The following is a 21,673-nucleotide window of genomic DNA, read 5'->3' on the forward strand; positions in this document are numbered from 1 at the left end:
AGGCTCATGTTCAACCTACCCTCTATTCGAATAAGGAGGCTGATTGTCATGATACATATTGTCAATGGAGATTGTACTGCCATGCAGCTAACCAAAGTCGCCGAACAGCTGTGGAATGAGCAGGTATGGGTATATTCAGAGCTGCTGACCGAAGGCCCCGTATACGCTAGGCTTGAGCAGTATCTGGCTTATCGAGCGCTGCAATTGGAGCGAATGTGCGGGCTGCCTTCCACTGTTTTTTTGCAAAGAGGAAATGAACAGGAACGCACGTGGAAATCAGATATTTTGCCTGCTCAAGAGATTGCATTATGGTTCGAACACGATCTGTTCGACATTACCATGCTGCTCCGCTTAGTAGATCGCCTGACACAAGAGAATGCGCATGCCAAGCTATATTGGATCGACATCGCCTCCATTGCTGAACATGATCGCTATCTCGGATTTGGGGTGCTTACGGGAGAGCAGTTGGCCCCTTATCGAGATGCCGCCATACGGTTATCCGCTGAGCGCATCGAATGGATGCGTTCTGCTTGGATTGCGTATACAAGTCCAAACCCACAGAAAATTGCACAATGGGTTCAGGAATCAAGCAGTATCCCTGCTCCATTTTGCGCTATTACGGAAGCGCTTCAATTCCACCTCTCCCGTTACCCCTCAACACAGGATGGAATCGGGATTGTCGAGCGATCCACGCTAGGCGCTGTTCAAGATGGGGCTGTTACATTTCAGAATTGCTTCGAGATTGTTCGCAATCAACTGCCGCAATACGGACTTGGGGATATGCAGTTCTGGGGATACCTGCGCCGAATGACCCGCGGAGACGCTCCGTTGCTTGAGCTCTCTCCCTCTTCATCCTCCTTGCCGGAACCTCTCATGTCTCCATTAGCCGATGCTGGTCACCTCCTCTTAACCAAAAGCGGTCAGCAGGTACTGGATGGTACTCTCAACTGGGCTCAGACTGGTGGATATGGACGCTGGCTTGGCGGCGCATTTATTACCCGATCGACAGCTGGAATAAGAGCATAGAGTGAAGAAACCGAAGAAACTCGAATATATGCTAACTGCTGACTTTATCCCATAAATACAGCAAGCGCCATTCATTGCAGACGATCCCAAACCTGTCTGCAATGAATGGCGCTTTTCTTGTTTACTCTTCCTTATCCTATCGATACTTTAGGAAGATTACTTCGAGCGAACCTCGAAGATGGCGAACTTCAAATAATGACCTTCATCCACTCCCGCAATTTGCGGGTGATCCTTGCCGGCAGGACGCCATTCGATAAGGCGCAGCACCTTGCCTGCATCCTGGGCTGCATCCAATATGGACTGCATGAACATGTCCGGACGCATATGATAGGAGCAGCTTGCTGTCACAAGATAGCCGCCTTCATTGACCAGCTTCATACCATGAAGATTGATGTCCTTGTAGCCCCGGTACGCGCCTTCGACAGCACCTCGCGTCTTCGCGAAGGCCGGAGGATCCAACACGACGACATCCCACGTACGTCCGCCTCCAGCAGTCATCGGTTTCGAAGTATCCACCTTCTTCGCACTAGATTCTCCGCTTGCCCGCTGCGTGCGCTCCTCCAAGCCATGAACCTGCTCACGCAAATAGGCGAAGGCATCCGCAACGACAAACTCAACACGGTCTGTAAAGCCGTTCAGTTCGACATTGCGCTTTGCACTCTCGATCGCATGCTCGGAAATATCGAGACAAGTGACCTTCTTGGCTCCATATTTACAAGCATTCAACGTGAAACTTCCTGTGTGAGAGAAGCATTCCAACACCGTCGCACCATCCCACCATGGGAATGTAACCGGCTTTCCCTTCGCATTAAGTGGCAAGCTCTGCACGGTTCCATCCTCGGCCTCTACTTCACCCATGTGGATACCGCTTCGAGCTCCCCAGCCTGTCATAAGCGGCGCAATGGAAGCGCGGTTCTCACGCTGGTCGAAGAAGTAGCCTGTCTTCTGCCCTTCTACGATATCAACTTCGATGATAAGCCCGTTCTCCTCTACTTGGACATGGCGCGGACAATCTCCATACAGCACGCCTGTCTTCAGTTCAAGACCCTCACGCTCACGAATTGGCACATCGCTGCGCTCATAGATGCCGCGCGGCTGCATGACATCGACTAGGGCTGCCACCAACGCTTCCCGATGGACATCCATGCCCAGCGTCACAATCTGCACGACGAGAACATCGCCAAAGCGATCCACGATAAGTCCTGGCAGAAAGTCTGCTTCGCCGTATACGAGGCGATAAGCCTTGGCTCCAGGCAAGAAGCGCTGACGATGTGCAACACAACGTTCGATTCGCTCTTTGAAGAAGGCTTCATCCATTGCTTCAATTGGCTCATAGGATACGATGCGCACCGTAATTTGCGAGGCAGGATTATAATAGCCTGTTGCAATGTATTTCCCCTGAGCGTTCTGGACATCGACAAGCATCCCCGGCTGAGGATTTCCTTCGACTGTTTCAATCTCTGATTGATATACCCAAGGATGGGAGCGTTCAATTCTCTTTTTCCGCGAACGGATTAATTTCACATAAGGCCTATTCAATTACAGTTCTCCTCTCAGCTCCAATGGCATGTCATGGTTGTCCACTCGCAAGCATAGAATGGAATAGCTTATTGCGACGAATTATGGATGACAAAGGAGCCCTTCATGTTTAAAGAAATTTGGTTCCCGCTCCTTAGCGGATTGGCATTGTTTCTATTCGGAATGAAAACAATGGAGCTTGCCCTGCATGCTTGGGCTGGCCCCTACCTGCAGCGGTTTCTATACCGTTCTACCCGCACCCCTATACATGGAATGCTGTTCAGCGCAGGCATGACAGCCGTACTGCAGAGCAGCACGGCCATCACGGTCATTACGATAGGTCTGGTCAATGCCGGTATTATGAACTTCTCCCGCACGCTCGGCATCATTCTAGGCACCAATATCGGCACTTGTCTGACAACCGAGTTGATTAGTCTAAATATAAGCCAATTCGCCAAGCCCCTCCTCTTCCTGTCCTTAGCCGGATGGTTCATTGGGGCATTGGCCGACGAATATCAGCCTAAGCTGCTGCACCGCATCGCCTCTTGGTGGCGACCGCTCCAATTCGGCTCCCTTGCCGCAGCTGGCTTCGCCTTCATTATGCTCGGCATTGAATGGATGAAGCAGATTAGTGAGCCGCTGCAGCAGCGCGGATTATTCACTTGGTTCTTGGAACGATCAAGCGACAGTCTGCTCTGGGCCTTGGCAGCGGGCGTCGTCATAACAGCACTCGTGCACAGCAGTGCAGCTATTATTGCAATGGCCATGGGATTATCAGCTACCGGGGCATTACCCGTTGAAGTTGGCATTGCGATCGCAATTGGATCGAATGTTGGCACCTGCTTCACAGCCGTCATTGCTTCACTTGGCGGGACAAGAAGCGGACAGTTCGTCGCCTGGACCCATGTCGTGCTGAACATTGGCGGCGCTGTCCTATTCTATCCTTTTATCAGCCAGATCGGACAGCTTAGCGCCGTATTTGGCTCCGACGCCGCCGGCCAGATTGCACACGCCCAGACCATTTTTAATATTGCAAGTTCCCTCCTGGCCCTGCCTTTGTGTTACCTGCCGGTTTGGAACCGGATCCGTTAACAATTGCAATACCGAAACTCGTGCCGATGCGCGTTGCTCCCGCTTGAATCATTGCGAGCGCTGCGGCGGTATCCCGAATGCCGCCGGAAGCCTTAACGCCCATATGCACAGGTACATGTGCCCGCAACAGACGAATATCTTCCAGCGTTGCCCCGCCCTTGCCGAAGCCGGTCGACGTTTTGACAAAGCGGGCACCTGCCGCTTCCGATGCTTTGCATGCCGCAATCTTGTGCTCTGTATGGAGAATGCCTGTCTCCAAGGTGACCTTGACGATCGCGCTTCCCTCAACCATCCGGACAACCTTGGCGATATCCTGTTCAACAGCCTTCACATCTCCGCTTAACAGGCTTCCAATCTGCAGCACCATATCGATCTCAGCAGCCCCGTCCTCTACCGCCCGAGCCGCTTCAAATGCCTTGGCTTGACTGGCACTAGCCCCCAATGGAAACCCGCATACCGCCGTCACATTCACGCCGGTTCCATTCAGTAGATCGCGACAAACGGATACCCAAGCTCCGTTCACGCACACACTGTAGAAGTGATATCGGCTCGCCTCCGCACACAGCTTCTCAATATCGCGCGCTGTCGCTTCCGGCTTAAGCAGGGTGTGATCGATATATGGTGCCAATTGAAGCTGATCCGTCATGCAAACTCTCTCCTTCCTGCAATGTGCAGAGAATTAAAGATTTACGGATATGGACAATTCCTCAAATGCCTTTTGCAGGATGTGGTCGTTGTTATCATATCCGAACTCACGCTGCTTCTCCCACGCTTCTTGCGGACTGTACCACTCTACGCTGCGAATTTCCTCAATTTGCGCATGAAGCTTGCCTTCCTCTGCCTCAACGAGGAAATAATGCACCTCTTTATCAATTGTACCCGCTTGTGGTTGTACATATTGATAATAAATGGTATCGAGTTTGGTATCGATTCGTCCATGAATCCCCGTCTCTTCCCATATTTCACGCAACGCCGTCTGTTCAATCGTCTCTCCGGCCTCCATCTTGCCCTTGGCCAGCGAGATCTTGCCATACCGATCTTGGATCAGTTGGATCTCAATTCCTTCTCCTCTTCTACGGTAAACGACTCCTCCTGCGGATACTTCCTTCATCGTGCGCACCTCCATTTATGTTCGTTACTCCTATGTATATATCCTAACCGAAAAGAAAGAGGATTTCATCCATTCAGCCATTGCTGAGCGGAGAATCCTCCTCGATTCTTTATTCAGTAGTTTCGGTTGTTTCGTTCTCTAGCTTATTGCATTTTTCTCTATTTCCAATAGCCTATCCTGGTTAGACAAGGCGATTAGGAAGCAACATTTGGCTCCTGGCCAATGACGCGTGTAAGAATACCTTGATTCTCATTCACGCCCGCTTCTGTAATTTTCACGCGGCATAATTGGCCAATCAAGGACTCATCTCCTTCGAAGATTACTTGAAGGTAATTGTCCGAGTAACCCATCAACATGCCAGCACCTTGATCGCCTTTCGTGTTCCGTTCTGGAATCACATCGACAACTTCTCCAACGAACTTTTGTGCATATTCCAGCTGCATTTGTTCAGACAGATCAATCAGTTCATGAACGCGAGCATGCTTCACTTCTTCATCTACTTGATCCTCCATGCGCGCAGCCGGAGTACCTGTACGCTTCGAATACGGGAATACATGCATTTCAGAGAAGCCCACTTGCTTCATAAATTCATAGCCTTGACGGAAATGCTCATCCGTCTCACCTGGGAAGCCTACAATGACGTCTGTCGTAATCGCCACATTCGGCATTGCCTCGCGAATACGAGCAATCTTCTCCGCGAATTCCTGTGTCGTATATTTGCGGCGCATACGCTTCAATACTTCGTCATTGCCCGCTTGAAGCGGAATATGCAGATGACGACACATTTTCGAGGACTTGTTCAGTACTTCGATCATGCGATCATCAATTTGGCTGGCTTCAATGGAACTGATACGAATACGCTCAAGCCCCTCTACCTTGTCCAAATCCCACAGCAGATCGGTCAAGTCATAGTTCTCCATATCGTCGCCGTATCCACCGGTATGAATCCCTGTGAGCACGATCTCCTTGTAGCCTGCCGCTACGAGCTGGCGAGCCTGATTCAACACACTCTCCGCTTCACGGCTGCGGGATAGACCACGCGACCAAGGAATAATACAGAATGTACAGAAGTTGTTGCAGCCTTCTTGAATCTTCAAGAACGCACGCGTCCGCTCTGCGAAATCAGGCACGTCCAACTCCTCGAACGCACGTGTCTTCATAATGTTGCGTACCGCATTAATAGGCTGGCGCTGTTCATGCAGCTCACGAATGTAATCCATCAACTTCTCACGATCCTGTGTGCCGATAACGAGATCAACGCCTGGAATGTCAAGAATCTCCGCAGGCGATGTCTGCGCATAGCATCCTGTTACCGCAATAATTGCGTCAGGATTGCGGCGCACAGCGCGACGAATGATTTGACGGCTCTTCTTGTCGCCTGTATTGGTTACGGTACACGTATTAATCAGGTATACATCTGCCGTCTGCTCGAAGTCGACCTGCTCATAGCCTTCATTTTTGAACAATTGCCAGATCGCTTCTGTATCGTAAAAATTGACTTTGCAGCCCAATGTGTAAAATGCTACTGATGGCATCGTTCACATTCCCCCCATTTCTCCGAATTGATACATGATGCAGGCACATGCAGCCATTCCTGCCGTTTCTGCTCGCAATATGCGGCGGCCTAAGCTGACACATCGTGCTCCAGCTTCCACAGCGGAATGAATTTCCTGCGCAGCAAATCCACCCTCAGGCCCGATGACAACCATCATTCGAGCTTGCTTCGCCATACCTCCCTGCATGTCGCCCTGTGTAGGTGCGAACGCTTCTAATACGTCACGCAGCATCGTCCCTCGCTCATCCTCATAGCAGATAAGAACAAGGTCATAGGATGCGAACTGGGCCGTCAAGGCCTTCCAGTTCATTGATGTTGCGATCGTCGGGACAACATTCCGATGAGACTGCTCAGCTGCTTCCTTCGCAATCTTGCCCCAACGCTCCAAGCGCTTCGCTTCCTTCTTGCTGTCGTATTGAACAACTGTCCGTTCTGAGATGAACGGCATGAAATGCACGGCACCAATCTCCGTGCATTTCTGAATGATAAGCTCCATTTTATCGCCTTTCGGCAAGCTTTGCGCAATGGTTACTTGTACGGTCGGCTCTCGGTCGAAGTCCCGCATCTCGACAATTCGAGCTTCTACCCCATCCGCACCACACTGCTCAATCACGACGACCGCCTCACGCTTCTCCCCATCGCTGACCAATATCTCAGCTCCAGGCTTGAGGCGCATTACGTTCATAATATGGTGGGCATCATTGCCCGTAATTTGTATGCTTTGATCTCCGAACTGCGCGGAGGGCACAAAATATTTCTGCATCGTAATCAACATTCCTCATCATACACGTTTTAAGCGGCATTCGCCAGCATTGTCAACATTTTTCACTCGTATTCTGGTTACTCCTTAGACAGCGTGGACAGCTTGCTGCGCAGGCATTCTTAACTGCCTACGATGAACATAGCTGCTCGGGACATCTCCCTCATGATCGGCTGGATCAAGCTGAACAAAGGCCCTAGCGTCTTATCCCGTAACACAGGGATGAACACGATAATCAAGAAGATAAAGATCGACCATTGTTCAATCTGCTGCAGCCGGGAACGTACATGAGCCGGCGCCAAATCTTCCACTATGCGATAGCCGTCAAGCGGCGGCAGTGGAATTAAGTTGAACAAGAACAGCAGGACATTGTTCGAGATCAAGAAGGACAAGAAATAAAATAATGCCAAGTGGATCCGATTCCCAGATCCCACATCGACAAACCCCAATTTAAATCCAAGATGAAGCACCAATGTACCAATGAACGCTAATAGCAAGTTACTGAGCGGTCCGACTGCGGATACAACAATCCCCATTGCACGCGGCTTTTTGAAGTTGTCCCGATTGACTGGAACAGGCCTTGCCCATCCGAAGCCAGCGATGACGAACAACAGCATACCAAGGAAATCAATATGCTTCGTCGGGTTCAAACTGACGCGGCCGAGCATCTTCGCTGTCGGATCACCAAATTTCCATGCGGAGTAAGCATGTGCAAATTCGTGAACAGTGAACGAAATCAACAGTGACAGTACGAGAAAGGGCAGCAACTCCAGCTTGACTACCAGCAGGCTATTTAGAAAATCCATAAATTGTCCCCTCTCCTCTATTCAAACGGCTTGCGCGCAACGAATGCAATCCAGTCTTCTTCCCGGTGCTTCGCTTCAACAATGAAGCCTTTCGCGAGCAAATCCTGCTCCACGACGTCTTCTTTATTTTTGTAAATGCCTGATGCGATGTAAACTCCGCCTGGCTGCAATGCTTCGTAGACATCCGAGACGAACAGCAGAATGATCTCCGCCAAAATATTGGCTACTACGATCTGAACCGGAAGCCGCACGCCAAGCTCCTGCTCCTCATCGGTACCGCTCGTTTTGATAATACTAAGCAGGTCGCCTTCTCGCACTGTTATTTCATCGGCTAGACCGTTCAAGCTGGTATTTTCCTTCGCGCTTAATACCGCAACCGGATCCAGATCAATCGCAAGCACATGCTTGGCGCCAAGCTTGCAGGCTCCAATTGCCAATATACCTGAGCCTGTCCCAACATCAATGACATCTTCTCCGCCTTGTACGACACTTTCCAAGGTACGCAAGCAGAGCGAGGTCGTCGGATGTGTTCCCGTACCGAATGCCATCCCTGGATCCAGCTCAATAATCTGCTCACCTTCTTGCGCCGTATAGGACTCCCATGTCGGTTTAATTGTCAATCGCTCTGTAACACGCGCTGGCTTGAAATACTGCTTCCATGCATTTGCCCAGTCATCCTCATGAACGGTCTTCCACGAAATTAGAGCTTCACCCGGATCGATCTGATAGCTTCTGAGTTCTTCAATACGCTCACGAATGACTGCTTCTACTTCCTTCAAATCCGTTCCATCTGCAAAATATCCTTGTACGACTGCTTGTCCCTCAGGGATATCGTTCAGTGGAGATTGATACAATTCCCCATACGTAGTATCGCGCTGCTTGTTAAGCGTCCCCGATTCTTCAATCGTCACGCCCCCAGCGCCAGCCTCATGCAAAAAGTTCGATATCATTTCAATTGCTTCTTCGGTTGTATGTATCGTTAATTCATGCCAATGCACGATCGTACATCCTCCTATACATCTTAAAATAGCTACACATTCTATTTATTGTACACAAAAACAAAACTCCATACAACGAGCGTTCACTAAGGAGCGCTATCGCTGTGGAGTTTTGCCTCTTTATGTTGATTCATTCAACGCATTATTCAGTTGTCGGCGCTACTTGGAGGCTTCGCCTAAATGGTCGCGGATGAGCGCATAGGCCCGATCCAGCACGTCCTCTTTAACATCCGCGCTGACCATGTAATAGTCGTCGCCTGCCGTAATACGTATGTCTTGCCCTCTTAATGCCTCCAGCTTGCGCTCACATACATCTGCAGCCGAAGCATGCTCAAAAGTAGCTGTTATGCGTGTCACGACTGTTCCGCACGCTCATCGGCCTGATTCGCACGCTCCAATGCCTTCAAGTCATCGCGATCCGCCTCTTCATATGAAAATTCCACATCTTCAAACTTGCCGTCCGCTGGGACAACCTGTTGATTAACGTCCGCATCTGCCTGCTCGCTGTAAGCGCTTGAGGGGCGGTTATGCGTATCATGGAAATTGTTCATCGGTGCGCCTCCTTCGGGTTCGTCATCAATATATCTCCTCCATAACTTGAGTCAGTTCCCCTCGGATTATGCATATGGCGTAAATACAGTCTTACATGGTTCTCTAAGAAACAATAAAAAGGATCACAACATACGCATTGAAAATCTCAATACGTTCGTTGTGATCCTTCTCTATGCTCCGACCGAAATTATGAACATATACATGAATGATAAATGGTACAGACAAATCGGCCAATCGCAGTTGTATGAAATTATTGTTAATCTCCGCGGAAAGCACGCTTCATCCGATCAAAGAACGATTCTTCATTCCCGCCGTAGTTCGGATGTTCGCCACTCTTCTCCGCGAATTGGCGAAGCAGCTCCTTCTGCTCGTCAGACAGCTTCGTCGGTGTCACGATAACAACCTTCACATGCTGATCGCCTTGACCGGAACCGCGCAGGCGAGGAACCCCTTTGTTACGCAGGCGGAAGAACGTGCCCGTCTGTGTACCAGCCGGTATTTTCAGCTTCACCTTCTCCGTCAGCGTCGGAATTTCAATTTCGTCGCCGAGCGCTGCTTGCGCGAACGTAAGCGGAATCTCGCAATAGATATCGTCCCCGTCACGCTCGAAGAACTCGTGGCGTTTCACACGGATTACGATATACAGATCCCCACTCGGCCCGCCGCGAAGTCCACTTTCCCCTTCGCCGCTCATGCGCAGCTGTGCGCCATCATCGACACCCGCAGGAATGCGGACATGAATTTTGCGCTGCTTCTTCACAGTACCTGCACCGTGACAAGTTCCACACTTCTCACGAATAATTTTGCCTCGGCCTTGACATGTCGAACATGCACGACGGTTGACCATGCGGCCAAACGGCGTATTCTGCACGACTTCTTGCTGTCCTGTTCCGTGGCAAGTCGTACATGCATCTGGCTTCGTTCCCGGCTTCGCTCCAGAACCATAGCATGTGTCGCATTGCTCGGTACGCGGGATGGTAATGTCCATCTCTTTGCCAAATACAGCTTCCTTGAATTCGATCGTCATCGTGTACTGCAAATCTCCGCCACGCTGAGGCGCGTTCGGATCCTTGCTGCGGCCACCGCCGCCGAAGAACATATCGAAGATATCGCCAAATCCGCCGAAGTCGCCTCCGCCGCCACCCATACCTTGGTTCGGATCGACATGACCGTATTGGTCATACATTGCCCGTTTTTGATTGTCACTTAGCACATCGTACGCTTCTTTGACTTCCTTGAACTTGTCTTCTGCGTCCGCGGCCTTGTTGACATCCGGGTGATATTGGCGTGCGAGCTTGCGATACGCCTTCTTAATCTCGTCGTCGCCAGAACCTTTGGCAACGCCAAGCACTTCATAATAATCTCGTTTCGCCACTATTCCACCCCCATACGCTTTCGTAGCATACCTCTATAGAAGACTATACGAATTCACTGCAAAAGGAAAGTCAAAGCCGAGTGCTCCCGGCTTTGACCTCACCATCGAAAAGCTTATTTCTTGTCTTCGTCTACGACTTCATAATCAGCATCAACGACGTTGTCTTTCTTCGCTGCGCCTTGCTCTGGCTCTTGGCCTTGTGCTGCTTGCTGAGCTTGAGCAGCTTGCTCATACAGCTTCACAGACAACTGCTGTACGATTTGCGTCAACTCTTCTGTTGCTGCTTTGATCTCGTCAACGTTGTTGCTTTCGAGTGCTTTTTTCACTTTTTCTTTTGCTTCGTTTGCTTTATCTACTTCAGCCTGGTCAACCTTGTCGCCCAAGTCTTTAATTGTTTTCTCCGTTGTGTATACCAATTGGTCAGCGCTGTTCTTCACTTCGACCATTTCTTTGCGCTTGTTGTCTTCTTCCGCATGCATTTCTGCTTCCTTCATCATGCGGTCGATTTCCTCATCGTTCAAGCCGCTGGAGGAAGTAATTGTGATGTTTTGAGTCTTACCAGTACCTTTGTCTTGTGCAGATACTTTTACGATACCATTCGCATCGATATCGAAGCTAACTTCGATTTGTGGCACTCCGCGTGGAGCTGGTGGGATATCCGCCAGCATAAAGCGGCCAAGTGTCTTGTTGTCAGCAGCCATGGAGCGCTCACCTTGAAGCACATGGATTTCTACGCTCGTTTGGTTGTCTGCATAAGTCGAGAACACTTGCGACTTGCTTGTAGGAATCGTAGTGTTGCGCTCGATCATCTTCGTGAATACACCGCCTGCTGTTTCGATACCAAGGGACAATGGTGTTACGTCGAGCAATACAACGTCCTTCACGTCGCCAGTCAATACGCCAGCTTGAACGGCTGCACCAAGTGCAACCACTTCATCCGGGTTAACGCCTTTGTGAGGCTCTTTGCCTGTAAGCTTCTTGATTGCTTCTTGTACCGCTGGGATACGAGTAGAACCGCCGACAAGAACGATCTTGTCGATGTCAGCAGGAGTCATGCCTGCATCTTGCATCGCTTGGCGAGTTGGGCCAAGTGTACGCTCAACCAAGTTCTCAGACAATTCTTCGAACTTCGCACGAGTCAAGTTTACTTCCAAGTGCTGAGGCACTCCATCAACAACCGTGATGAACGGCAAGCTGATTGTTGTTGTCATTACGCCGGACAATTCTTTTTTCGCTTTTTCAGCAGCATCTTTCAAGCGTTGCACTGCTGCTTTGTCTTTAGCCAAGTCAATGCCATGCTCTTTCTTGAATTCTGCAGCCAAGTAATCGATGATAACTTGGTCGAAGTCGTCGCCGCCCAATTGGTTGTCGCCGCTTGTCGCTTTAACTTCGAAGAAGCCGTCGCCGAGCTCAAGGATCGATACGTCGAATGTACCGCCGCCCAAGTCGTATACAAGGATCGTTTGATCGTTTTCTTTGTCTGCGCCGTAAGCAAGTGCTGCCGCTGTAGGCTCGTTGACGATACGAAGAACTTCAAGACCTGCGATTTTACCAGCGTCCTTCGTTGCTTGACGTTGGGAATCGTTGAAGTATGCAGGAACTGTAATTACGGCTTGAGTAACCGGTTGACCCAAATAAGCTTCTGCATCGGATTTCAATTTTTGCAAAATGATTGCGGAAAGCTCTTGCGGTGTGAAGTCTTTGCCATCAATTGATGTTTTATGGTTTGTTCCCATATGACGCTTAATGGAGATCACGGTACGATCAGGATTTGTGATCGCTTGACGCTTCGCTGTTTCACCAACAACGCGCTCTCCATCCTTCTTGAAACCTAATACGGAAGGGGTTGTGCGCGCACCTTCTGGGTTCGGGATAACGACAGCTTCGCCGCCTTCCATAACCGCAACGCAAGAGTTTGTTGTACCTAAGTCAATACCAATTACTTTACTCATGAATATATCCTCCTCTAACTAACTTCGATTCTCATTTATCATGAATTTCTTAATGTGATGTGCTCATACATTGGCCGTGTAATCCGGCTTGTACGTTCACGTTATCCGCTAACTTTGACCATTGCCGGACGCAATACTTTGTCCTTCAGCAAGTAGCCCTTCTGCAGTTCTTCAACTACAGTGCCTTCTTCAAATTCATCAGTTTCGACTGTCATTACCGCTTGATGGAATTCTGGATTGAAAGGCTGGCCGACAGCTTCCATCGGCTTCACACCTTCCTGCTCCAGCACTTGGCCCAACTGGCGGAAGATCATGTCTACCCCTTTGATGAATGATTCAGCTTCGCTCGCCGCTTGCTCAGTTGCAAGTGCGCGCTCGAAGTTGTCGAGCACAGGAAGCAGCTCGGTAACGAGCTTCGCAGAAGCATACTTCGCGAGATCTTCCTTCTCCTTCAGTGTGCGGCGGCGGAAGTTATCGAAATCTGCCTGCGCACGCAAGAAGCGCTGCTGGTATTCCTCTGCTTCTGCTTTTGCTTTGGCAAGCTCAGCATCCTCCACTGCACCTTCGCTCGAAGAAGTATTCCCTTCGCTGGACTCCGCTGTCGCGTTATCAGCAGCAGGAATGTCTTCTGTATGATTATGGGCAGCTTGTGCCGCCTCTTCATTCATCGTTTCAGTTGCAATGTTCTCTTCTTTTTCTGGGTTCAACCCCTTCACCTCCCCTTCGTAGTTCAATACTTTCATCTATAGTTGATATACATTGTTACCTAGTTTTAGCTCAGGCGAGCGTTCTCCAATCAGGATTGTGCTCTCATCTTAATTACCGTATGGATGCGAAGCACCGCTGCGGCTACTTCTCCTGCAGCACGCAAAGCATGCAGCTTCACGGCTGCCGGGTCATAAATGCCCGCCTGTGCATAATCGAGCAATGCTCCTGAATCGCAGTCAATGCCGATTGCATCATTGTTCGAGGCAAGCTGCGCCGCGCGCGCCTCCTCCAGCTTCTCAAGCGGATTGAATCCGGCATTGAGCACGATCTGTGCCATTGGCTTGCGCAGTGCCTGTGCGACGGCAGCGATGCCGAATGCCTCCATGCCGCGCACACTCTCGCGGTAGCGCTCCAGCCGATAGGCGAGCGCTACCTCTGTCGTGCCTCCGCCAGGAAGCACGCCGCCTTGAATGGCGGCCTGCAGCGCGGAGGCGGCATCTTGGGCGATGCGTGCTCGCTCGCCCACCACCTCGCGCGTGCTTGCGCCGACGATGAGCGTCACCTGCGGGCGATGCGGCGCCGAAGCTGGATCCGGGACGGAGCCGGCATCGGCGTTCCGGGCTGTGTGGCCCGGCTGTGCCGGGGCATACAGCCGTACGCGCTCCAGGCGCTCATCGTAGCGAGCGCAGGCGGTGCGCCCGAGCAGCGGCTCCAGCTCGCTGCGCTGCTTCGCAAGCGCTGTGCGCTTCAGCGGCTTGGCACCGCTTAGCCGGCAGACGCGTATAATATCCTCGCGGCTAACGCGCTGCACGACCATCATATCGTGATCCAGACAATATTGTTCCGCATCGGGATGAATACCGCGCTCCAGTACGATAAATCCTACACCAAGCTCGTTAAGTTGTTCGAGCATATGCATAAAACGAGCCTGTTCCGCCATATACTGCTGGAAGCCAGCTTCCGTCGTCAGCAGCTGCTCATCAAGCGCCACTGGCTCCAAGCTGTCCTGCAATACGAGTACCCGGCAGTTCAATCGCTCTGGCAGCCAATCCCGCTGCAGCGGCTTCTGCTTGAGCATTACACCGTGGAACCATTCATTCTCTGCCTTCTCATGCGCGACAATACTGTCTGCATACCGATAATTCGTTTGTCCTAGCTGTTCCCAGCCTACCGCCTGTCCGGCTTCAAGCACGAGCTGCACAATATCCTTTTGCTCTCGTCCTGCTATATGTACAGCGCGATGGAGCCGATCATCACTCCATCCGCTGAGCGGCACCGCGCGATGGCGAAGTTCCTCGCATGCGGCCGCAACCCCATGCATAAGTCCTGTAACCACCTTAGCTGCTGGAACACCGCGTGTGACTTGGGCTACTCCCTCTTGTACCAATGCACCTGCAAGGACGGTAGCCGTAGTCGTGCCGTCGCCTACTTCATGCTGCTGTGCACGCGCCACTTGAATGAGCAGCTTGGCAGCCGGGTGGGATACGTCCATCTTCTCTAGAATCGTAACCCCGTCATTCGTAATAATGACCTCGCCGTCACCCCCAACGAGCATGACATCAAGACCCTTAGGACCTAGCGTTCCTTCTACTGCTGCGCACAAGGCACGAACAGCCCCTGCATTATTGAGAAGCGTCGCATAACGCTCATCGGTCTCCTGCACATGCCCGCTTGCTTGAGTCATGACGACGCCTCCTTTACCTTGATTCGTTATTTATTCCAGCGCTGCGGCAGCAACGCAAATTGACTCGTTAAATGATTCATCAAATTGATGACCTTCGCATATTCCATGCGTGTTGGTCCCAATACGCCTATCGTACCCAACGTCTGGCCATCTATCGTATATGTCGCCGTAATCAAACTGCAATTGGCAATCGCCTCATGTGGATTTTCCTGCCCGATACGGACTTGGATACCGGTGGGCGCACTGCCTACGACCTTGATAAGCGTCGGTGTTTCCTCAAGCAGCTCCCAGATCGTCTTAATCTTATCAACGTCCTTGAACTCAGGCTGCGCCAACATATTGGTTGTTCCGCTCAAGAATACTTCACGATGGTTGTCATCCCCGATGAGCACACTCTCAACCAGTGTCATCAGTTCTTGCACATGAGAGACGTATCTGCCCATCTCATTGCCGACCTCGGTATATAATTGAGAACGAAGCTTATATAATGGAACACCGACGAGCTTCGCGTTGAGCAAGTTCACAACCTGCTCAAGCTCCGACACCGAGATCCCCGGAGGGATCGGTACTGTCTTATTCTCAACATGCCCCGTATTGGTAACAACAATAGCTACTGCAGTATCCTCGTTCAGCGGAAGCAGCTGAAAATGGCGGAAGGAAGCTTCAAATACTTCTGGGCCGAGCGCAATCGACGTATAGTTCGTCATCTGCGACAATATCGAAGCCGTATGCTGCACGATTTCTTCCATTGCCGTTATTTTTTCCGCGAACGCGGATTTCAATCGGCCAACCTCTTCACTCGACAACTTATCCAACTGAACTAAGTTATCAACATAGTAGCGATATCCCTTTTGGGAAGGAATGCGACCTGCAGACGTATGCGGCTGCTCCAAAAAGCCGAGCTCTTCCAGATCGGCCATCTCATTGCGAATGGTCGCCGGACTAAATCCGACATCGCCGCGCTTGGAGATGCTGCGGGAACCCACCGGTTCCGCAAAACGGATATAATCATCAATGATGGCATTCAAAATCATACGTTGTCGTTCCGTCAACATGCGCATTCCCTCCTCGTGAATGTTCTTGCTGTAGTCGTTAGCACTCATCAGCGTCGAGTGCTAACCGTTAATACAAAAATACCAAACGGACGAGACCATTGTCAAGTCAGTTAGGTACTTTGGGCGTGCCTATTTTATCTGTAGAACCGTATTCAGCAGTATTATTGATCGAATCCGACATGATTGTTGCCAAACCACTATATCGTAAGGGCTTTATCTTCAATTATATAGTGGCTTGAATTGCCTGAATAGTAGACTAGGGAAAGAGTTTAGTGTCCTTACAATATTTAATAAAGTAAAAAACACTGCTTATCCTCTCTAAGTAGGTAAAAGTATTTTATTGTGTATTCTTAAAAATCATTTGTATCATTGATTAATCCAGATGCGAAGAAGAGGAAGTTCTATAATCGAACCTATTTACCACCCAAAACAAGAGAGGAAGAATTATCTCACTCCGTTTCTTATCTTTGCTTCTAATGTCATCCTACAATTTACTCTAACCTTCATAACATGGTAAAATATAGGTAATAAATTGATTGGAAGGGGGGAGGAGATTGGAAGTTACGGCCATCAAAAAAATCGGGGAACTTTTACAAGAAACCAGACGTGCATCAAATATAAAATTAACTCACAACCTTCATTATAAATCAGTTGTCTCCTATGTATTAGGGCTTTCTCAGGCGTACATCCATTTTTACATTACGAACGATTACAAGCAAAGTTAAACGGTCTCAGTCCGATGGAACTCAGGATCAAGACCGCTTAATTGGTTCTTATTTTTTGTACTGTCTACTTGACGGGGTCAGTCCTTTTGTACCTGATTTAGGGTCTCTAATATAACCACTTCCGGATCTTCACCAAATCAATCCAGCACCTTCATCACTGCGATCTCATCACAGCAATGGAGCTTGCTGCAATGAATGCAATCCGTCCATACCTTCTCTGGGAAGATCTCTTTTTCTACAATATCGAAGCCATTTTTCTGAAAGAACTTCGATTCATAGGTTAAGGCCATAACTTTGGGAATAGCTCGCGCCTTTGCTTCTATTAGCAGTTCATCCACTAGCATTGTTCCGATGCCTCTCCCTTTAAAATCAGGCGATATGCCCAATGAGCGAATTTCAACCAAGTCAGCTCCAAGCTGGCAGAGCGAGCCGCAGCCAATTAGCTCCCCTTCCCATTCGGCAACGACAAAATGCTCAATCTGCTTCGCCAGCACCTCTCTGGAACGAGGAAGCATAATTCCTTGCTGTGCATAAAATTGAATAAGCTCTGCCAATGATTCAATATCGTTCTCATCTGCCTTGCGAATCGTTGCTACCATAAGTATAGTCCCTCCAACCCAATCTCTATCTACTGGATGTACATCTCTGTTCGACTCCAAAATATGTACGTATTAATATACAACCAACTGCATATATTATCAAGACTATTTTTACCTGCTTCTTCCTTATGTGTAACCGCCATATTAGCGACTTCAAGCAACATCATGTCCATTACTCTTTATGTAAAATACGTAAACGAAGAGAGGCCTGAGCAGATTCTGATGATACCTCTACAGACATAGCGACTATTACAGGCAGGCACCATATCGGAATTATTCCTTCTCTTTTTACAACAAATAAAAAAACGAGCAAGAGAAACAAATCCATGTTCTCAAGCTCGTTTTATCAATCATTGTATCTATTACTGTACCTGCTACAATACAATACGGTTACGATGCCGTTGCCCGTTTAGAGACCAGCCATCCTTATCGTCGTACTGTTATTCTTTCGCAGTGAGCGTACCTACAAACTCTCCGAACACATTATTGCCAAACAGCAGTCCTTGCTCCGTCAAACGGTATCCGTCATCTGTAGCTTCGATTAACCCCTGTTTCAACAGTCGGCGAATCGGATCAGAGAATACTTTATCCAGCAGCGCCCCATTGAACTGCGTCGCGAAGCGTGTGCTGCTCACACCCTCCAGCAAGCGAAGACCAACCATCATGAAGTCCTCCATCGCTTCACTCTCTTCAATGGTGAACGAATCGAGTCTCGGCAAGCTCTGCTTGCAGGCCTCCACATAGGGATTAACGCCTTTAATGTTCAGATGGCGCCCCCGATTCACATAACCGTGCGCACCTGCACCAATGCCATAGTAATCCTCATTGCGCCAGTAGACGGTGTTATGACGGCTCTCATAGCCAGGCTTCGCAAAATTACTGATCTCATATTGCCCATATCCAGCTGCCTTCATCCGATCCATAATGAGCATATACATATCCAGCTCATCCTCTTCGCTAGGCAGCGGAAGCTCATTGCGATGGTACATGGCATGGAACAAAGTGTTCTCTTCTACCTTCAGGCTGTATATCGACAAATGAGGCAAATTCAGCTCCAATGCCTTCGTCACACTATGATCGAGCATTTCGACCGTCTGATTCGGCAAGCCGAACATCAAGTCGATGGACATATTGCTGAAGCCCGCCTTATGCGCATTCTCAATACTGCGATACACATCATCCGTATTATGGATGCGGCCAATGCCATGAAGAAGGTCGTTATTAAACGACTGGACTCCGAAGCTGATCCGGTTCACTCCTCCGTCTCGCATCGCCCGCAGCTTGTCTAAATCCGTCGTACCCGGGTTGGATTCCATACTGAACTCAATCGAGGGACTCCAGTTCGGAAATGCCTTACGAACAGACTCCAAGAAGTAAGACATTTGATCTGGCGTCAAGACCGTCGGGGTACCGCCGCCTACAAATATTGTGTCAATGACGCCTGGAGGATACTGCTCCACTGTATATGCCATCTCCTGCTCCATCGCCCGCAAATAATCCATAACAGGCTGTCCTTTCAGTACGTAGGAGTTAAAGTCACAGTAATGGCATTTGTTCGTACAAAATGGAATATGAATATATACCGCGCGTGGAGCACGTGCCGGTATTGATGCTTGCTCTGGTGAAGGTTGATTCGCCGGCATGGCGAGACCCTCCTTTCATGGCTGTATGACACCAGCCTATCTATAATAATGATCTTTCTAAAAAAGAGGAGGCGTTCCGCCCCCTCCTCCGAATTAGTTATCGTCGATTTTCAATACGGCCATGAACGCTTCCTGCGGCACCTCAACGCTGCCGACCTGCTTCATGCGCTTCTTCCCTTCCTTCTGCTTCTCAAGAAGCTTCCGCTTACGGGAAATATCGCCGCCGTAACATTTCGCGAGTACATTTTTACGCATTGCCTTAACCGTTTCACGCGCAATAATCTTCGTTCCGATAGACGCCTGAACCGGTACCTCGAACATTTGACGCGGAATAAGCCCACGCAGCTTCTCACAAATGAGTTTACCGCGATGGTAAGCACGATCCTTGTGCACGATAACAGACAGCGCATCGACTTGCTCGTTGTTAAGCATGATGTCCATCTTCACAAGATTAGACCTGCGGTAACCGGACAATTCATAGTCGAAGGATGCATATCCTTTTGTGCTTGATTTCAATTGATCGAAGAAGTCATATACGATCTCCGACAATGGAATTTGATACGTAATCGTTACCCGAGTCGTATCCAGATACTGCATATCCACGAAATCACCGCGTTTGCCTTGGCACAGTTCCATAATCGCTCCGACGAAATCGTTAGGAACGATAATAGATGCTTTGACATAAGGCTCTTCTACAAAATCGATCTTTCCCTGCTCTGGATAATTCGACGGGTTATCGATGTCTAGAGAAGTGCCATTCGTCAACGTAACGCGATAGATAACGCTTGGTGCTGTCGTAATGAGCGGAATATTGAATTCACGCTCAATTCTCTCCTGGATAATCTCCATATGCAGAAGACCAAGGAAGCCACAGCGGAAACCAAAGCCAAGCGCTGAGGAAGTTTCCGGTTCGAATGTAAGAGACGCATCGTTCAATTGCAGCTTCTCCAACGCATCCCGCAGATCGTTATAATCCGATGTTTCGATCGGATACAAGCCGCAGAATACCATTGGATTGATCCGACGGTAACCTGGAAGCGGCTCCAGAGTCGGCTTCTTCGCATCCGTGATCGTATCACCGACACGAGTATCCCCTACATTTTTAATACCGGCTACAACAAAGCCAACATCGCCAACATTAAGTTCATCGACAATTGACATGCGCGGCTTGAACGCACCAACCTCGATAACTTCAAATGTCTTATCCGTTGCCATCATTTTAATTTTGCTGCCCGCGCGAATTGCACCGTCGATAACGCGAACGTACACGATTACGCCTTTATACGGGTCATAATGGGAGTCGAAGATAAGCGCCTTAAGCGGCTCTTCTGGATCCCCTGTTGGAGCAGGCACCTTCTGCACCACTTGCTCCAAAATCTCCTTAATTCCGATACCTGCTTTGGCAGAAGCATGAACCGCCTCAGAGCAATCCAGACCGATAACTTCTTCGATCTCCTGCTTCACACGGTCAGGCTCTGCACTTGGAAGGTCAATCTTATTAATAACCGGGATGATCTCCAGGTCATTATCTAGCGCCAAATATACGTTCGCCAGCGTCTGAGCCTCAATCCCTTGCGCAGCGTCTACAACGAGCAAGGCGCCTTCACAAGCAGCCAAGCTGCGGGATACTTCGTACGTGAAGTCGACGTGTCCCGGTGTATCAATCAGGTTCAGGATATACTCTTCACCGTCATCTGCTGTGTAGTTCAAGCGCACAGCCTGCAATTTAATGGTTATCCCACGCTCACGCTCCAGATCCATCTGATCGAGTACTTGAGCTTGCATTTCACGGGACGTTAACGCCCCGGTATATTCTAATATCCGGTCGGCGAGTGTTGATTTACCATGGTCAATATGTGCTATGATGCAAAAATTCCGAATTTTCTTTTGTCGTGACAGCAATTCCGTCATTCGATTTCAATACCCCCACCACTATGCCAAGATTCAATTTATTTATTATACCGGAATGACCCTCTAACAGCAATGGGGGCATACAATCCTCTCATCCTGGTAACCTTTGAGGCACACACATGACGCTTAGAATAGTCCATTGAACAAGCCAACAACCGCTTGAATACCAGCTTGCGATGCACGCTGCAGCATACCCGCCGTCTTGTCCGCCAATTGATTCACAGTAGCATCTTTTACCGGAGGAAGAGGCGCTACATTCGTATTGTTGATATCATTTTCATGATTATTCGCCGTATTACGCTCGGTATCTGCTGATGTATTACGATACTCTTCTATAGGAGTGGATTCATTAACTGTCAAACGCGAGTTGTCTTGAGCGGCAGCGTCTTCGTTCATTCGGCGGTTATCCGTCGGCAGATTGTCTCGATTCGAATTAGCCCTGGAATATCGTTCAGTCGACTCTGGGGCGCTTGTTATGCGGGATGGATTGATCGGGCCATATATGCGCTCAATCCCCGAAGTAGTGATTTCCATGCCGATAAATACACCAAGCGTTAGCAATACCACGATGCCGATCAGTTGTTTCATAAACCGTGTCATGCA

20 protein-coding genes are annotated in these 21,673 nt (G+C 49.5%); 2 read left to right on the top strand and 18 right to left on the bottom strand.

The genetic code is table 11. The annotated features are described in order from the left end of the window. Window positions 1-48 precede the first annotated feature (48 nt). Entirely contained in the window at window positions 49-1,026 is a 978-nt protein-coding gene (locus PBN151_RS10735; RefSeq protein WP_072728906.1) for a DUF1835 domain-containing protein, read from the top strand. A 156-nt stretch (window positions 1,027-1,182) separates the two neighbouring features. On the opposite strand, the gene PBN151_RS10740 is transcribed toward PBN151_RS10735, so the two are convergent. Then, window positions 1,183-2,565: a class I SAM-dependent rRNA methyltransferase gene (locus PBN151_RS10740; protein ID WP_072728907.1), complete on the bottom strand. Its 1,383-nt coding sequence runs from the start codon at window positions 2,563-2,565 to the stop codon at window positions 1,183-1,185. 105 nt (window positions 2,566-2,670) lie between these two features. Here PBN151_RS10740 and PBN151_RS10745 point away from each other — a divergent pair, with 105 nt between their 5' ends. Next, window positions 2,671-3,636: a Na/Pi cotransporter family protein gene (locus tag PBN151_RS10745; protein ID WP_072728908.1), complete on the top strand. Its 966-nt coding sequence runs from the start codon at window positions 2,671-2,673 to the stop codon at window positions 3,634-3,636. Here the strand turns inward: PBN151_RS10745 and deoC are convergent. The 17 genes from deoC to PBN151_RS10830 form a co-directional block, all read right to left on the bottom strand. Further along, the gene (deoC, locus tag PBN151_RS10750; RefSeq protein ID WP_072728909.1) at window positions 3,569-4,282 is read right to left on the bottom strand and encodes a deoxyribose-phosphate aldolase; all 714 of its coding nucleotides are present in this window, start codon (window positions 4,280-4,282) and stop codon (window positions 3,569-3,571) included. The two genes, PBN151_RS10745 and deoC, sit on opposite strands and share 68 nt — an antisense overlap. A 33-nt stretch (window positions 4,283-4,315) precedes the next feature. Beyond that, window positions 4,316-4,747 carry an NUDIX hydrolase gene (locus tag PBN151_RS10755; protein ID WP_028531296.1) on the bottom strand — a complete coding sequence of 144 codons (432 nt, stop codon included), beginning with the start codon at window positions 4,745-4,747 and terminating at the stop codon, window positions 4,316-4,318. A 194-nt stretch (window positions 4,748-4,941) separates the two neighbouring features. Then, window positions 4,942-6,282, bottom strand: a complete 1,341-nt coding sequence (gene mtaB, locus PBN151_RS10760) for a tRNA (N(6)-L-threonylcarbamoyladenosine(37)-C(2))-methylthiotransferase MtaB (RefSeq protein WP_072728910.1) — start codon at window positions 6,280-6,282, stop codon at window positions 4,942-4,944. Between the two features lie 3 nt (window positions 6,283-6,285). Next, the gene (locus PBN151_RS10765; protein ID WP_072728991.1) at window positions 6,286-7,065 is read right to left on the bottom strand and encodes a 16S rRNA (uracil(1498)-N(3))-methyltransferase; all 780 of its coding nucleotides are present in this window, start codon (window positions 7,063-7,065) and stop codon (window positions 6,286-6,288) included. 119 nt (window positions 7,066-7,184) lie between these two features. Next, complete coding sequence (locus PBN151_RS10770) at window positions 7,185-7,868, bottom strand: site-2 protease family protein (RefSeq protein ID WP_021256820.1); 684 nt, start codon at window positions 7,866-7,868, stop codon at window positions 7,185-7,187. 17 nt (window positions 7,869-7,885) lie between these two features. Continuing rightward, entirely contained in the window at window positions 7,886-8,866 is a 981-nt protein-coding gene (prmA, locus tag PBN151_RS10775) for a 50S ribosomal protein L11 methyltransferase (RefSeq protein ID WP_072728911.1), read from the bottom strand. Between the two features lie 159 nt (window positions 8,867-9,025). After that, window positions 9,026-9,223 carry a hypothetical protein gene (locus PBN151_RS10780; protein WP_072728912.1) on the bottom strand — a complete coding sequence of 66 codons (198 nt, stop codon included), beginning with the start codon at window positions 9,221-9,223 and terminating at the stop codon, window positions 9,026-9,028. Further along, a complete protein-coding gene (locus tag PBN151_RS10785) occupies window positions 9,220-9,417 on the bottom strand; it encodes a YfhD family protein (RefSeq protein WP_021256823.1) in 198 nt (65 codons plus the stop codon). Before PBN151_RS10785 ends, PBN151_RS10780 begins: the two co-directional genes overlap by 4 nt. A gap of 257 nt (window positions 9,418-9,674) precedes the next feature. After that, complete coding sequence (dnaJ, locus tag PBN151_RS10790; RefSeq protein WP_036592446.1) at window positions 9,675-10,796, bottom strand: molecular chaperone DnaJ; 1,122 nt, start codon at window positions 10,794-10,796, stop codon at window positions 9,675-9,677. A 110-nt stretch (window positions 10,797-10,906) separates the two neighbouring features. After that, complete coding sequence (gene dnaK / locus PBN151_RS10795; protein ID WP_021256825.1) at window positions 10,907-12,745, bottom strand: molecular chaperone DnaK; 1,839 nt, start codon at window positions 12,743-12,745, stop codon at window positions 10,907-10,909. A gap of 101 nt (window positions 12,746-12,846) precedes the next feature. Continuing rightward, window positions 12,847-13,488, bottom strand: a complete 642-nt coding sequence (grpE, locus tag PBN151_RS10800) for a nucleotide exchange factor GrpE (protein ID WP_065290474.1) — start codon at window positions 13,486-13,488, stop codon at window positions 12,847-12,849. A gap of 53 nt (window positions 13,489-13,541) precedes the next feature. Further along, window positions 13,542-15,137, bottom strand: a complete 1,596-nt coding sequence (locus PBN151_RS10805) for a TCP-1/cpn60 chaperonin family protein (protein WP_072728913.1) — start codon at window positions 15,135-15,137, stop codon at window positions 13,542-13,544. 26 nt (window positions 15,138-15,163) lie between these two features. After that, window positions 15,164-16,192, bottom strand: a complete 1,029-nt coding sequence (hrcA, locus tag PBN151_RS10810) for a heat-inducible transcriptional repressor HrcA (protein ID WP_021256828.1) — start codon at window positions 16,190-16,192, stop codon at window positions 15,164-15,166. 862 nt (window positions 16,193-17,054) lie between these two features. Then, window positions 17,055-17,516, bottom strand: coding sequence for an N-acetyltransferase (locus PBN151_RS10815; RefSeq protein WP_044356348.1), 462 nt, complete (start codon window positions 17,514-17,516; stop codon window positions 17,055-17,057). 440 nt (window positions 17,517-17,956) lie between these two features. Then, complete coding sequence (gene hemW, locus PBN151_RS10820; protein ID WP_072728914.1) at window positions 17,957-19,159, bottom strand: radical SAM family heme chaperone HemW; 1,203 nt, start codon at window positions 19,157-19,159, stop codon at window positions 17,957-17,959. A 93-nt stretch (window positions 19,160-19,252) separates the two neighbouring features. Further along, on the bottom strand, window positions 19,253-21,070 hold the full coding sequence (lepA, locus tag PBN151_RS10825) for a translation elongation factor 4 (protein WP_021256832.1): 1,818 nt from the start codon (window positions 21,068-21,070) through the stop codon (window positions 19,253-19,255). A gap of 126 nt (window positions 21,071-21,196) precedes the next feature. Beyond that, window positions 21,197-21,670, bottom strand: a complete 474-nt coding sequence (locus tag PBN151_RS10830) for a hypothetical protein (protein ID WP_072728915.1) — start codon at window positions 21,668-21,670, stop codon at window positions 21,197-21,199. Window positions 21,671-21,673 lie beyond the last annotated feature (3 nt).

The organism is Paenibacillus sp. NAIST15-1 (genome assembly GCF_001894745.1).
Lineage (GTDB): Bacteria > Bacillota > Bacilli > Paenibacillales > Paenibacillaceae > Paenibacillus_B > Paenibacillus_B suaedae.

Excerpts from the sequence above, each read along its gene's own strand:
- PBN151_RS10735 (WP_072728906.1), top strand. The coding sequence starts at position 49 with ATGATACATATTGTCAATGGAGATTGTACTGCCATGCAGCTAACCAAA.
- PBN151_RS10745 (WP_072728908.1), top strand. The coding sequence starts at position 2,671 with ATGTTTAAAGAAATTTGGTTCCCGCTCCTTAGCGGATTGGCATTGTTT.
- deoC (WP_072728909.1), bottom strand. The coding sequence starts at position 4,282 with ATGACGGATCAGCTTCAATTGGCACCATATATCGATCACACCCTGCTT.
- PBN151_RS10755 (WP_028531296.1), bottom strand. The coding sequence starts at position 4,747 with ATGAAGGAAGTATCCGCAGGAGGAGTCGTTTACCGTAGAAGAGGAGAA.
- mtaB (WP_072728910.1), bottom strand. The coding sequence starts at position 6,282 with ATGCCATCAGTAGCATTTTACACATTGGGCTGCAAAGTCAATTTTTAC.
- PBN151_RS10765 (WP_072728991.1), bottom strand. The coding sequence starts at position 7,065 with ATGCAGAAATATTTTGTGCCCTCCGCGCAGTTCGGAGATCAAAGCATA.
- PBN151_RS10770 (WP_021256820.1), bottom strand. The coding sequence starts at position 7,868 with ATGGATTTTCTAAATAGCCTGCTGGTAGTCAAGCTGGAGTTGCTGCCC.
- PBN151_RS10785 (WP_021256823.1), bottom strand. The coding sequence starts at position 9,417 with ATGAACAATTTCCATGATACGCATAACCGCCCCTCAAGCGCTTACAGC.
- dnaK (WP_021256825.1), bottom strand. The coding sequence starts at position 12,745 with ATGAGTAAAGTAATTGGTATTGACTTAGGTACAACAAACTCTTGCGTT.
- grpE (WP_065290474.1), bottom strand. The coding sequence starts at position 13,488 with ATGAAAGTATTGAACTACGAAGGGGAGGTGAAGGGGTTGAACCCAGAA.
- PBN151_RS10805 (WP_072728913.1), bottom strand. The coding sequence starts at position 15,137 with ATGACTCAAGCAAGCGGGCATGTGCAGGAGACCGATGAGCGTTATGCG.
- hrcA (WP_021256828.1), bottom strand. The coding sequence starts at position 16,192 with ATGTTGACGGAACGACAACGTATGATTTTGAATGCCATCATTGATGAT.
- PBN151_RS10815 (WP_044356348.1), bottom strand. The coding sequence starts at position 17,516 with ATGGTAGCAACGATTCGCAAGGCAGATGAGAACGATATTGAATCATTG.
- hemW (WP_072728914.1), bottom strand. The coding sequence starts at position 19,159 with ATGCCGGCGAATCAACCTTCACCAGAGCAAGCATCAATACCGGCACGT.
- lepA (WP_021256832.1), bottom strand. The coding sequence starts at position 21,070 with ATGACGGAATTGCTGTCACGACAAAAGAAAATTCGGAATTTTTGCATC.
- PBN151_RS10830 (WP_072728915.1), bottom strand. The coding sequence starts at position 21,670 with ATGACACGGTTTATGAAACAACTGATCGGCATCGTGGTATTGCTAACG.